The organism is Pseudomonas sp. QS1027, assembly GCF_002814235.1.
GTDB lineage: Bacteria > Pseudomonadota > Gammaproteobacteria > Pseudomonadales > Pseudomonadaceae > Aquipseudomonas.
The window spans coordinates 26100-39046 of sequence record NZ_PHSU01000026.1 but is presented as its reverse complement, the minus strand read 5'-3'; the positions used below and the strand labels follow the sequence as shown (position 1 = coordinate 39046).

13 protein-coding genes are annotated in these 12947 nt (G+C 65.2%); 6 read left to right on the top strand and 7 right to left on the bottom strand.

The features are described 5' to 3' along the window. Positions 1-14 precede the first annotated feature (14 nt). Genes CWE01_RS22425 through CWE01_RS22405 form a run of 5 tightly spaced genes read left to right on the top strand, consistent with a single transcriptional unit; the run spans position 15 to position 5243 of the window. Positions 15-551, top strand: a complete 537-nt coding sequence (locus CWE01_RS22425; protein WP_371315563.1) for a spore coat U domain-containing protein — start codon at positions 15-17, stop codon at positions 549-551. Positions 552-556: 5 nt separating this feature from the next. Further along, entirely contained in the window at positions 557-1057 is a 501-nt protein-coding gene (locus CWE01_RS22420; RefSeq protein ID WP_100942734.1) for a spore coat U domain-containing protein, read from the top strand. Positions 1058-1092: 35 nt separating this feature from the next. Then, on the top strand, positions 1093-1887 hold the full coding sequence (locus tag CWE01_RS22415) for a molecular chaperone (RefSeq protein ID WP_100942733.1): 795 nt from the start codon (positions 1093-1095) through the stop codon (positions 1885-1887). A gap of 43 nt (positions 1888-1930) precedes the next feature. Further along, positions 1931-4255 carry a fimbria/pilus outer membrane usher protein gene (locus CWE01_RS22410; protein ID WP_100942784.1) on the top strand — a complete coding sequence of 775 codons (2325 nt, stop codon included), beginning with the start codon at positions 1931-1933 and terminating at the stop codon, positions 4253-4255. Between the two features lie 22 nt (positions 4256-4277). Next, entirely contained in the window at positions 4278-5243 is a 966-nt protein-coding gene (locus CWE01_RS22405; RefSeq protein WP_100942732.1) for a spore coat U domain-containing protein, read from the top strand. A 10-nt stretch (positions 5244-5253) separates the two neighbouring features. Here the strand turns inward: CWE01_RS22405 and CWE01_RS22400 are convergent, their stop codons facing one another. Genes CWE01_RS22400 through CWE01_RS22370 form a run of 7 tightly spaced genes read right to left on the bottom strand, consistent with a single transcriptional unit; the run spans position 5254 to position 11855 of the window. Then, a complete protein-coding gene (locus CWE01_RS22400) occupies positions 5254-6306 on the bottom strand; it encodes an ABC transporter substrate-binding protein (protein WP_100942731.1) in 1053 nt (350 codons plus the stop codon). Between the two features lie 33 nt (positions 6307-6339). Then, positions 6340-7455, bottom strand: a complete 1116-nt coding sequence (locus tag CWE01_RS22395) for an FAD-binding oxidoreductase (RefSeq protein WP_100942730.1) — start codon at positions 7453-7455, stop codon at positions 6340-6342. Further along, the gene (locus CWE01_RS22390) at positions 7452-8807 is read right to left on the bottom strand and encodes an NAD(P)/FAD-dependent oxidoreductase (RefSeq protein ID WP_100942729.1); all 1356 of its coding nucleotides are present in this window, start codon (positions 8805-8807) and stop codon (positions 7452-7454) included. Before CWE01_RS22390 ends, CWE01_RS22395 begins: the two co-directional genes overlap by 4 nt. 54 nt (positions 8808-8861) lie before the next feature. Beyond that, a complete protein-coding gene (locus CWE01_RS22385; protein WP_100942728.1) occupies positions 8862-9152 on the bottom strand; it encodes a (2Fe-2S)-binding protein in 291 nt (96 codons plus the stop codon). A 7-nt stretch (positions 9153-9159) separates the two neighbouring features. Further along, positions 9160-9954 carry an ABC transporter permease gene (locus tag CWE01_RS22380; protein WP_100942727.1) on the bottom strand — a complete coding sequence of 265 codons (795 nt, stop codon included), beginning with the start codon at positions 9952-9954 and terminating at the stop codon, positions 9160-9162. Then, positions 9955-10830: an ABC transporter permease gene (locus CWE01_RS22375; RefSeq protein WP_100942726.1), complete on the bottom strand. Its 876-nt coding sequence runs from the start codon at positions 10828-10830 to the stop codon at positions 9955-9957. Next, entirely contained in the window at positions 10827-11855 is a 1029-nt protein-coding gene (locus CWE01_RS22370; RefSeq protein ID WP_100942725.1) for an ABC transporter ATP-binding protein, read from the bottom strand. The genes CWE01_RS22375 and CWE01_RS22370 overlap by 4 nt, the downstream gene beginning before the upstream one ends. A 247-nt stretch (positions 11856-12102) precedes the next feature. Here CWE01_RS22370 and CWE01_RS22365 point away from each other — a divergent pair, with 247 nt between their 5' ends. Continuing rightward, positions 12103-12939, top strand: coding sequence for an IclR family transcriptional regulator (locus tag CWE01_RS22365; protein ID WP_100942724.1), 837 nt, complete (start codon positions 12103-12105; stop codon positions 12937-12939). The last annotated feature ends 8 nt before the right edge of the window (positions 12940-12947 follow it).

Below are 12947 nucleotides of genomic sequence, written 5' to 3'. Positions count from 1 at the left end.
CAACAGAGGAAAGCATCATGCAGCTTGTATCGCGACTCGGTTTGTCATTGCTCGGCCTGACGCTGATGACCAGCGCCAACGCCGCCACCACGGTCACCGGCCAGATCAGCTCGACCCTGATCCTGACCAGCAGTTGCCTGGTCAACGGAGGCGCCGGCAGCAGCGGCCTGAACTTCGGTTCGCTGAATTTCGGCACCACCACCAGCCTGTTCACCAATACCGGCACCCAACTGACGGCCGCTGGCGGCGGGGCGGTGTCGATCCAGTGCTCGTCCGGGACCACGCCGACGGTGACCATCCAGGGTGGCCTGCATGACGGCCAGTCCCCCGGTGGCAGCCGGGCCCTGTACGACGGGGTGGCCAATTTCGTGCCCTACGACCTCTACACCGACTCCGGCTACAACAACCTGCTGACGAGCACCGGGGTGATTCCCCTGGCGGCCAGCACGGGGGCGGCCCAGACCATCAGTCTTTATGGCCGGGCGGTGGGTAAACCCGGGCTGCCGGCGGGGACCTATACCGACACCATTGCCGTACAGCTGAGCTTCTAGGTGCGATGGCCGGGCATGGATGCGCCCTGGTGCTGCTGGCCTGCGCGAGCAGCCTGCCGCAGCCGCTGGCGGCGGTGACCAGCGCGAGCTTCCAGGTCAGCGCCAGTATTGTCGCCGGTTGCCTGGTGGTGGGCGGCGGCTCCAACTACGGCAACCTGAACTACGGCAGCTACTCGGCGTTGTCCACCAGCACGGTATCGAGCGCCTTGACCGGCGGGGTGCAATTGCAATGCACACCAGGGGTGACCTTGAGCATGAGCGTCGACGGCGGACAGAACAACAGCAGCGGCCGGCACCTGAAGCTCAACAGCGGCAGTGCCCAGGTGGCTTATCAGTTGTTCAGCGACGCCGGCCTGAGCCAGAGCCTGGGTATCAGCCAGAGCATCAGCGTGGCCTATGGCAACGCGAACAACATCAGCCTGCCGATCTACGGCCGGGTGGTTTTACCGGGTAATCAGCCGGCGGGGACCTACAGCGATGTGCTGCAGGTACAGCTGTCCTGGTAGGGGGCGTTTTAATTGAAACAACAAGGAGTTGGCCTATGTGTTCAGCCTCCCGGCGCTTGCCGGCCGTGCGTTACGGACTGCTGGCGGTGCTTTTGCTGGGTGTGGCCAGGGTTCAGGCGGCGAGTTCGGTCCTGATCTGGCCGATCGATCCGGTGCTGGAGGCCGATCAACAGGCCAGTGCCCTGTGGCTGGAGAATCGCGGCAATGAAACCGCCAATCTGCAGGTGCGGGTATTCGCCTGGAGCCAGAGCGGTTTCGACGACCAGTACCAGAATCAGCGCGACGTGATCGGCAGCCCGCCGGTGGCGCGGATCGAGCCGGGGCAGAAACAGTTGGTGCGCCTGACCCGCACCCGCGACGTGCCCCCCGGCCAGGAACAGGCCTACCGCATCATCATCGACGAGATCCCGGCGGCGAAGGCGCCGAACGGGCCCGAGTCGGACGGCAAGACCGCGGCGGCGATCCAGTTCCAGATGCGCTACTCGGTGCCATTGTTCGCCTACGGTGCGGGACTCTGGAGCAAGCCGGACCTGACGCGCCCGCGTGACCCGAAAGGCGCCGGGGTCGCGGACCTGAGCTGGCGCAAGGTGAGCCAGGGCGGGCGTGCCTACCTCGAGATTCGCAACCGCGGCGCGGTGCACGCGCGGCTGACCGATGTGGCGGTCAAACAGGGCGGCCAGACCCGGCCGTTGGCCGAAGGGCTGATGGGCTATGTGTTGCCGGGCGCAACCATGCGTTGGCCGCTACCGGAGCCATTGGCCGGCGGCCAGGAATTGCTGCTGCGGGTCAACGGTGCGCCGCAGACCCAGAGCGTCAAGGCGGATCAGTGAAGAACAGGGAGTGAGCTGAGTGTGGGCTCGTTATATCCAATGTCTGCCGTGGATCGCGTCGGGGTGCTGCTGGCTGGTGTTCATCCCCAGGGCGGCTGCCGGTGAGCTGCCGCCACCGCCCAGCAGCCTGGAGGCGATCGCCGATGCGCAGTTGTACCTTGAGCTGCTGGTCAACCAGATGGATACCGGCAAGGTCATCGTCGTCGATCAGCGGGCGGGCCACTTGTTTCTGCCGGCTTCCGACCTGCAGGCGCTCGGCATGAAGTTGCCGGCGTCGGTGGCCGCCGAAGTGGCGCTCGACCAGTTGCCGGGGCTGCACAGCGAATACGACAGCCAGGGCCAGCGCCTGTTACTGACCGTGCCGCCGGACTGGTTGCCGGCGCAGTTCCTCGGCAACCGCCAGGCCTACCCGCGGACCCAGGCGCTGACCAGCTTCGGCGCGTTGCTCAACTATGACCTGTACCTCAACGACACCGACGATGCCGGCACCTACCTGGCCGCCTGGAACGAAGTGCGGGTGTTCGACACCTGGGGCACCGTCTCCAACACCGGCCAGTACCGCAGCAGTATCGGCGCGAGCGCGGGCGGTGGGTTGAACAACGGTTATCGGCGCTACGACACCACCTGGCGTTATTCCGACGATGAGAGTCTGTTGACCTACGAGGCCGGCGACGTGGTCAGCAGTGCCTTGCCCTGGAGCAATTCGGTGCGCCTGGGCGGGGTGCAACTGTCGAGGGACTTCAGCGTACGCCCGGACCTGGTGACCTATCCCTTGCCGCAATTCGCCGGCGAGGCGGCGGTGCCGTCCTCGGTGGACCTGTTTATCAACGGTTTCAAGTCTTCCAGCAACAACGTGCAGCCCGGTCCCTATACCTTGACCAATATTCCGTTCATCAACGGTGCGGGCGAGGCGGTGGTTGTGACCACCGATGCCCTGGGGCGGCAGGTCTCCACCACCGTGCCGTTCTATGTCACCAGCGCCCTGCTGCAAAAGGGGATGTCGGACTTTGCGCTGACCGCCGGTAACCTGCGCCGCGATTATGCCTTGCGGGATTTCGGCTATGGCCCGGGCGTGACCTCCGGCAGCCTGCGTTACGGCCTGAGCGACAGCTTCACCCTGGAAAGCCATGCCGAGGCTGCCAGTGACCTGACCCTCGGCGGGATCGGCGGCAACCTGCGCCTGGGCAACCTGGGGGTGCTCAACAGCGCCATCAGCCAGAGTCGTTACGATGGGCGCCAGGGTCAGCAGATCAGCCTCGGCTACCAGTACAGCAGCCAGCGCTACAGCCTGTCCTACCAACGGATCGAGCGCCACGATCAATACGCCGACCTGACGCTGATCGACACCCCCAATATCAGCCTGAGCAAGCGCAGCGAGCAGGTCACCGCCAGCCTCAACCTCGACCGCTGGGGCAGCCTGGGCGCCGGTTATTTCGATATCCGTGCCGCTGACGATACCCGCACCCGTTTGCTCAACCTGACCTGGAACCGTCCGCTGTGGGGCAACAGCAGCTTCTACTTGTCGGCCAACCGCGAAATCGGCGACAGCCACTGGGCGGTCCAGGCCCAGGTGGTGATTCCCTTCGACCTCAGCGGCAGCCTGAGCCTGAGTGTCGAGCGCAGCAAGACCGGCGAGAGTCGCGAGCGGGTCAACTTCAGCCGCGCCGTACCGACCCAGGGCGGGGTGGGCTACAACCTCGGTTATGCCCATGGCCAGGGCCCGGACTATCGCCAGGCCGACCTGACCTGGCGCCTGCAGTCGGTGCAGTTGCAGGCCGGCGTGTATGGCAGCAGCGATGCCGAAACCCGCTGGGCCGACGCCAGCGGTTCGCTGGTCTGGATGGACAAGCAGGTGTTCGCCGCCAACCGCATCGACGATGCGTTCGTGGTGGTCAGCACCAACGGTTATCCGAACGTTCCGGTGCGTTACGAAAACCAGCGGGTGGGGGCGACCGACAAGTCCGGGAAGCTGCTGGTGACCGGCAGCAGTGGCTACTATCGCGGCAAGTACGAGATCGATCCGCTGAACCTGCCGGCCAACGTCCAGAGTCCGAATGTCGAGCAGCGCGTGGCGGTCCGCCGGGGCAGCGGTTACCTGCTGGAGTTCCCGTTGAACCGGATCATTGCCGCGAGCGTTGGGCTGGTGGATGTGCAGAACAAGCCATTGCCGTTGGGGGCCAACGTACTCCACGAGCAGACCGGGGCCAGGGCGGTGGTGGGCTGGGACGGCCTGGTCTACCTGGAGAACCTGGCGAAGCAGAACAGCTTGCAGGTGACCCTGGCCGACGGCAGCCGCTGTCGGGTGCAGTTCGCCATGGACGATTCCACCGAGCAGGTGCCGATGATCGGTCCGCTGGTTTGTCGATAGACACAGGAGGTGTCGGGTGGGGATGCGGAGTGTGGTGTTGGGCGTACTGTTGAGCGGGTTGGCCAGCCAGGCCCAGGCGTTGTGCTCGGTGATCGCGACCAACGCGATCGGTTTCGGCGCGGTGAGCTCGATCCTGGTCCGCACCACCGCGCAAGCCTCGTCCACCACCAACGCCGGGTTGCGCTGCACCGGTTCGCTACTGACCCTGCTGACCCTGAACGATCATTTCTATGCCACGGTCAGTGCTTCCACCACCGGCATGGTCGGACCGACCGGGGACGTCATCAGCTACAACCTCTATGCCACCAACAACACCGGCGCCGCCTACCTGGTGAACCGGGGCACGGCTTATGATTTTGCTCGCAACGGCATTATCGACGCCCTCGGACTACTCGGTGGTAGCACGCCCAAGACCGTGCCGATCTATGTCAATACGATTATCGGCAGCAACGTGGCGGCGGGGATCTATACCGAGACCCTGAGCATTTTCTGGGACTGGAGTTACTGCGCCGGCATCGGCGCGCTGGGCGTCTGCCTGGGGCGTGACACCAACTCGGGGACCGCCAGCCTCACGGTGAACATGACCGTCAACAACGACTGCACGGTGACCGCGCCGAATATCAGCTTTGGCGGCTTTCCGGTGATCAGCGCCTTCAGTCCGGTCAGCCAGACGGTCAATGTTTCCTGCACCAAGGGCAGCCCCTACACGGTCGGCCTGGACCCGGGCCAGAACGCCAGTGGCGGGCGCCGGCGGATGGTCTCGGGGGGCAACTACCTTTCCTACGACATCTTCAAAAGTGCCGGGACCACGGTCTGGGGCAGCGTCGGCGCGGCCCGGCGATCAAGCACCGATGCCGAGATCAACCCGGGTAACGGCCTGGGCACGGGCAGCCAGGTGTTCAACTACAACGCCAGGGTCTACACCGACCAGAGCACGCCGCCAGCCGGGGCCTATACCGACAACGTGATTCTGGACGTGGGCTTTTGAGGGACGTCTTCTAGCGCTCGATACTGCGGTTCCAGCGTGCGTTCCACTCAGGCCGCAGCAGGTTGACCTGATCCCAGTCGATGGCCACCGCGGTGTCCAGATATTGCTTCATGGCCTCGACCTGGCCGCGGGTCTTGTCGGTGGTCGGGGTGTTGGGGTTGGACGGAATCTGGTCGCCATCCTCCAGCGCCGCCGCCTGGGCCTCAGGGGTCAGCAGGAACTCGGCGAGTTTCTGCGCCAAGGCCGGCTCGGTGTTGTTGGCAATCGCACACTCGGCGACGTTCAGCACCACCGCGCCTTCCTTGGGTTGCGCGTACTCCACCGGGATGCCCTTGAGCTTGAGCGCGGTGACCTGGGTCGGGGTCAGCGGAAACAGCGCCGCTTCGTCGGTCTGGACCATCTCGGAAAGCTTGGCCGAACTCGGGATGTACTCCAGCACATTGCGTCCCACACTACCCGGCCAGGCCTTGAAACCCGGCTCGACATTGGTCTCGCTGCCGCCCTGGATCCGGTTGAACATCAGGAAACCATGGAGGCCGAAGGTCGAGGACGACATTGACTGGAACACCACTTTGTCCTTGTACTTGCTGTCCGCCATGTCCATCCACGAGGTCGGCGCGGCCCAGCCTTTTGCCTTGAACAGCCGGGTGTTGTAGGCCAGCCCGGTCACCCCCAGGCTGACCGCCACCGCCTGGTCCTTGATCCGGCCCTTGGCCGGGATCTGCGCCAGGGTCGGGCTGTCTTCGAGCTTGCTGCACAGGCCCATGGAGATGGCTCGGTACATGATCCCGTCATCGAGAAAGATCACGTGCAACTGCGGATTGTCCTTGCTCGCCTGGACCTTGGCGAGGATGTCGGCGGAGGTGCCCGGCACGATGACCACCTTGACGTGATTGGCCTTTTCGAAGGGCGGCAGCACCTCGTCGGTGTACAAACGCTCCATGGTCCCGCCGTTCATGCCCAGGTACAGCGTCGGCTCGGCCTGGGCCGGCGCGGCGCTCAGCAGGGCCATGAGAGGCAGGCAGGACAAACCGATCAGGGCATTGCGTTGAGTCTTCTTCATGGCGCGATCTTCCTCTGGGTTCTGACGGCCCGCTCAAACGGCGGGAGTGGCGTGGAAACGGGTAATGGAAAAAGCTTCTATCGGCGTCGACGACTGGCCCTGGCACACCAGCTCGGCGAGGACTTCGCCCACCGCCGGAGCGATCTGGAAGCCCGCCCCGGCAAAGCCGAAGGCGTGCAGCAGGCCGGGTTGGGTACTGCTCGGGCCGATCACCGGCTGGCGGTCGGGCAGGTAGCCTTCGGTGCCGCTCCAGGTGCGAATCGCCTGGGCTCCCTCAAGAAACGGATAGAGTTCGACGGCCTGGCGCAGAATCTCCAGCACGGCGCTCTGCCCGGGTCGGGCCCGGGCGTGGTCGAGGGCAAAACCCTGGCCGCCACCCAATACGCAGTTGCCGCGACTGACCTGGCGGGCATAGATGCCGCCGCCCTCGACACCGGTGCTGGCGTCCATCACCAGGGGCAAGGGTTCGGTCACCAGCATCGCCGGATGGCCGGCGTGCATCGGCACCGCTTCACCGAACTGTGCGGCGAGGCTGCCGGCCCAGGCACCGGCGCAATTGAGCAGCCAGGGCGCGCGGACTTCGAGGCCCTTTTGCGTGCGCAGGACAAAACGTCGGCCGTCGTGCTCGACCTCGGTCACCTCGCTCTGCTCCAGTACTGTCGCGCCGAGCCGGCGGGCGGCCCGGGCAAATGCCGGAGAGACCAGCCGGGGATTGGCGTGACCGTCGTCGGGGCAGAAGGAGGCGCCCTCGGCGACCTGGCCGACCCACGGAAAACGTTGGCGTAATTGCTCGCGGTCAAGCACTTGCAGGTCGAGCCCGAAGCCCTGGCTGCTGTCGGCATAGGCTTGCAGGGCGGCCAGGTCGTCGAGGCTGCGGGCCAGCTTGAGATGTCCGGAGCGCTGGTATTCACCGTCGATGCCGATCAGCTCAGGCAGACGGGCCCAGATCCCGTGGGCACGCTGGGACAGCGGCAACTGCGACAACGGTCGACCCTGGCGGCGCACGCCGCCGTAGTTCACACCGCTGGAATGCGAGCCGCAGAAGTCCCGCTCCAGCAGCGTCACGCTGCGGCCTTGACGACTCAGGGCCAGGGCCGCCGAGGCACCGACAATGCCACCGCCGAGAATCACCACGTCGACTTCGATCATGGCGCGACCTCCACACCGAACGGCAGCGGCTTGATGGGCGCCTGGGCCCGCAGGCGACCAATGCTGTCCAGGGCCAGGCCACTTTCACAGGCGATGATTTCCGCCGCCGCCGCGCCGCAGATCCGGCCCTGGCAGCGGCCCATGCCGACCCGGCAATGGGCCTTGACCCGATTGATTTCCCAGTGGCCTTCGCGGACCACCCCACGCACCTCACCGACGCTGACTTCCTCGCAACGACAGAGCATCAGCGTGTCCGGGGCGTCCGCGGCCCAGCGTTCAGGGAAGGGGAAGGCCTGTTCCAGGCCTTGGCGGAAGCCGCCGATACGCTCCAGGCGACTCTCCAGAAAGGCTATTCGATGTGGATCGACGACGCGGCCGAGGTCCTCCAACAGGGCCAGGGCGGCGCGTTCGCCGGCCATTTCCGCCGCGTCGGCGCCCATGATCCCGGCGCCATCGCCGGCCAGATATACGCCCGCCACGCTGCTGCGTCCGGCGCTGTCGCGCTCCGGCAGCCAGGCGCGGTTCAAGGGGTTCCAGGCGAAACGGCAGCCGAGCAGATCGGCCAACTGGGTTTCGCTGCGCAGTCCGTGGGCGAAAGCCAGCGCGTCGCAGTCAAGCGAACGCGGGACGCCGCCCTGGCGCCAGTGCAACGACTGCACGCGCTGCTCGCCGTCAATCTGTTGCAGCTGGGCGTCCTGATGTACCGGGATACCGTGGGCCGTCAGCCAACTGCGGTAATACAGGCCCTTGGCGAGGGTCAGCGGTTGCCTGAGCAAGCCGGGCAGGGCGCGGCACTGGGCGCTGAATGGCGTGCTGTCGAGCACCGCCACCACCTTCGCCCCGGCCTTGGCATATTGATAGGCCACCAGATACAGCAGTGGTCCGCTGCCGGCGAATACCACCCGTTGGCCGATGGCACAGCCCTGGTATTTCAGGGCAATCTGCGCGGCGCCGAGACTGTAGACCCCGGGCAAGGTCCAGCCGGGGATCGGCAGCACCCGGTCGGTGGCGCCGGTGGCGACGATCACTTGCGAGTAGTCGAGGCGCCCGGCCCGGCCTTGTTGCAGTGTGTCGAGGGCAGCGTCTTCGGCGTTCCACACCAGGGTGTCGGGCCGGTAGTCGAGCTGTCCGCGCAGATGCTCCAGGGTCTGGTGAATCGCGACGGCCTTGCGGGCTTCGAACCCATAGAGCTTCACTGGCGAACGCCGGAAGTTTTCCGGCTGACGCCGATAGATCTGCCCGCCGCCGCGCGCGGCTTCATCCAGCAGGCAGGGGCGCAGGCCATGGGCAACCAGGGTTTGTGCGGCACGAATACCGGCCGGTCCGGCACCGACGATCACTATCTCAGACATGCTCAATCCGCCGCCCGCTGGAAAAATGCCACGACCTGTTTGTCGGTGCGCACGTCATGCTGGTTTTCTCCCTTCCCGACTCACTTGCTGCCCGGCTTCGAGCATCGTCGAACAGGCGCGCACCCGGCGCCCGTCGGCCAGCCTGACCCAGCAATCCTGGCAGGCGCCCATCAGGCAGAACCCGGCACGGGGCTCGCCGTTGAAGTCGCTGTGGCGCAGAAATTCACCGGCGGTGAGCAGCGCGGTCAGCAGGGTATCGCCCTGCAAACCGCTGGCCGGTTCGCCGTCGAGGGTAAAGTCCAGGGCCGGGCGGTCGCCTTCGGCCAATCGTGTCAGCAGCGCCATGTCGGCCTCATTGTTTGCCTACCAGTACCCGGTCCAGGCCGTAGACCCGGTCGAGCAGAATCATCGTCAGCGCGGTCAGCGCGATCACCAGGGCCGAGACCGCCGCCATCATCGGGTCGATGGATTCGGTGGCGTAGACGTACATGCGCACCGGCAGGGTCTGGGTCGAGGGGGAGGTGACGAAGATCGACAGCGTCACTTCGTCGAAGCTATTGATAAAGGCCAGCAGCCAACCACCGGCCACGCCGGGCAGGATCATCGGCAGGGTGATCTGGCGGAACAGCGTGAAGCGCCCGGCCCCGAGGGATTCGGCGGCCTGCTCGGCGCTACGGTCCATGCCGATGGCGGCAGCCAATACCAGGCGCAGCACATAAGGCGTGATCACCAGCACATGGGCGGCGATCAACCAGGCGAAGCTGCCGTTGACCCCCATCAGGGCGAACAGGCGCAACAGCGCGACCCCGAGCACCAGGTGCGGGATGATGATCGGCGAGAGAAACAGGCCATTGAGAAAGTCCCGCCCGGGAAACTGGTGACGGGTCATCGCCAGGGCCGCCGGGACCGCGATCAGGGTCGCCAGGCTGGCGGCGCTGAAGGCCAGGATCAGGCTGTTGTAGAACGCCTGGACAAAGTCTGCGCGTTCGAACACCGCGCGGAACCAGCGCAACGAGAAGTGCGTGGTCGGCAGGCTCAGGGTGTTTTCCGGGGTGAAGGCCACCAGGCACACCACCACCAGCGGCGCCATCATGAACACCACGATCAGGCTGTGGAACAGCAGGGCCAACGGGCCGTTTCTGGACATTTACGCGGCCCCCAAAGATTTTTTGTAGCGACGCTCGATCATCCGGTTCCATGACAGCATGATCAGCAGGTTGAGCAGCAACAGCACCACGGCAATCGCCGCGCCCATCGGCCAGTTGAGTTCCGAGAGGTACTGGTCGTAGACCAGGGTCGCGACCATCTTCAGCCGGCGTCCGCCGAGCAGGCCGGGAATCGCGAAGGAACTGGCCGAGAGGCCGAACACGATCAGCGTGCCGGACAACACCCCGGGCATGACCTGCGGCAATACCACCAGGCGCATCACCGTGGTGTGGCTGGCGCCGAGGGACAGCGCGGCCTGTTCGGCGGCCGGATCGAGCTTTTGCAGCGAGGTCCAGACCGGGATGATCATGAACGGCAGCATCACGTGGACCAGGGCGATCACCACCGCGAACGGCGTGTAGAGCAGCTTCATCGGCGCCAGGCCGAAGGCTTGCAGGCTCTGGTTGACCAGGCCGTCGGCGCCGAGCAGGAGGCTCCAGCCGAAAGCCCGGACCACCACCGAAATCAGCAGCGGGGTGAGGATCAGGATCAGGAAGATCGAGCGCCAGGGTGTGCCCATGCGGCTGAGGATGTAGGCTTCGGGCACCCCGATCAGCACGCAGAGCAGGGTGGTCAGGCCGCTGATCCAGAAGGTCCGCAGGAAGATTTCATAGAAGTACGGATCGCTGAACAGCACACCGTAGTGTTCCAGTGTGTAGGCGTCGTTTTTGACCCCGGTCTGGTAATCGAAGACGTTGAACGAAAGCACGGCGGTCAGGCCCAGCGGCAGGATCAGCAGGCCGAGGTAGAGCAGCAGCGCCGGCGCCGACAACAGGTAACCGCGCCGCCCCTGGCGCATCCGCGCGAGCAGGCTCATGCCGGCACCTCGCCGTGCTCCAGCACCCGCAACAGCTCGGCCGGCCAATCCAGGCCCACCGCCGTGCCTTCGTTCAGCGGCGCCGAACCGTCATTGCGGCGCACCACCGTGATCTCGCCGATGACGGTGTCGATCCGGTACAGCCACTGGCTGCCGAGAAAGAACCGGCTGAGGATTTTGCCGGGCAGGCGCCCGCTGCCGGCGGCCAGCAGGTCGATCTTTTCCGGGCGCAGGCTCAGGGTCAATTCGCCTTCGCCCGGCAGTTGGCGGACTTGCGGGCAACCACTGGCATCGCGGTCCCCGGGCAGCAGGTTGGCCTTGCCGACGAAGCCGGAAATAAAGCGTGTGCGCGGGTGTTCGTAGAGTTTGTAGGGTTCGTCGATCTGGGTGATGCGCCCGGCCTGCATCACCACCACGCGGTCGCTGATGGAGAGTGCTTCGGCCTGGTCGTGGGTGACCATCAGGGTGGTGATGCCGACTTCGCGCTGGATGCGGCGAATCTCGAACTGCATCTCTTCGCGCAGATTGGCGTCGAGGTTGGACAACGGTTCGTCGAGCAACAGCACCGGCGGTTCGATCACCAGGGCGCGGGCCAGGGCGACCCGCTGGCGCTGGCCGCCGGACAGCTCGCGCGGATAACGCTCGGCGTGCTGGTGCAGACGCACCAGTTGCAACACCGTCGCCACCCGCTTGCGCACTTCGGCGGCCGGCACCTTGCGCATGCGCAGGCCGAAGGCGACGTTGTCCTCGACACTCATATGGGGAAACAGCGCGTAGCTCTGGAACACCACACCGAGACCACGACTGCTGGGCTTGGCGTGGGTGATATCGCGGTTGTCGAGAAGAATCGCGCCGGCGCTGACTTCGACGAAGCCGGCGATCATTTGCAGGGTCGTGGTCTTGCCGCAACCGGAGGGACCGAGCAGCGAGACGAACTCGCCCTTGTCCACCGAGAGATGCGTGGCGACTACGGCATCGATCTCGCCGTAACGCTTGTACACGCCTTCAAGTCGTAGAAAGGCCATAACTGCGTTCCACCTGTGTGTTGTTGTGTACGCCGGGGCGCACTTTTTTTGTCATGGGCAGAGACGAAAGGGTATTGCCGGGGGTGCGTGGTGCTCGACGTGTGTCGGCTACCGGTGTTGTTCGAATCGCCCCTTGTGGACGCAGAGTAGGACGAAGCCTAGGATGTGCGAAAGAGTGAATTTCACTGAAAGAATGATTATTTTCACTTTCATTCATTGAACAAATTTTCAGGCGAGAAAAGTGCCAATGGATTCCACTGAACGGAATGATAAGAAAAGCGAAGTGGGTGTCAGCGCGGTGTCGCGGCTGTTTGCCGTGCTGCGTAGCCTGGGGGAGACGCCGGAGGGCGGCGAACGGGTGACCCAGTTGGCCGAGCGGGTCGGTTTGTCCCAGCCGACCACGCATCGGCTGCTGCGCAGCCTGGTGGACGAGGGCATGGTCGAGCAGGACGGGCGCAGCAAGCGTTATCGCCTGAGCCTGGACTTTTTTGCCCTGGCGGCCCGGGCCGGGCAAACCGGCAATCTGCGTGAACTGGTACGACCGGCGTTATTGCGTTTGTCGGCATCGCTGGGGGATTCGCTGTTCCTCCTGGCCCGCAGCGGCTTTGATGCGATCTGCCTGGACCGTAGCGAAGGACCCTTTCCGATCCGCACCTTTACCGGCGATATCGGTGGGCGCGTGGCCCTGGGGGTGGGGCAGGGCAGTTTGGCGATCCTTGCTTTCCTGCCGGAAGAGGAGCGGGAAACGGTGATCCGCTACAACCTGCCGCGCCTGCGGGATTTCCATCTGTATGACGAGGTGCTGCTGCGTTCGGAGGTGGAGAATGTGCGCAAGCTCGGGTATGCCGGCCGCAACACCGGGGTGTTGCAGGGCATGGCCGGGGTGGCGGTACCGATTCTGGATCGCGAGGGGCGGGCAGTGGCGGCGTTGAGCGTGGCCACCATCAGCGACCGCCTGGGACCGGATCGCCTGCCGACGGTGGTGGAGTTGCTCAAGCGTGAGGCGGCGGCGATCGGGCCACGGATCAATCCATTTGATCCGTTGTTGCGGCGGCCGTCGCAGATATTTGGTGCCGCGCAGTAGCGTGGTTT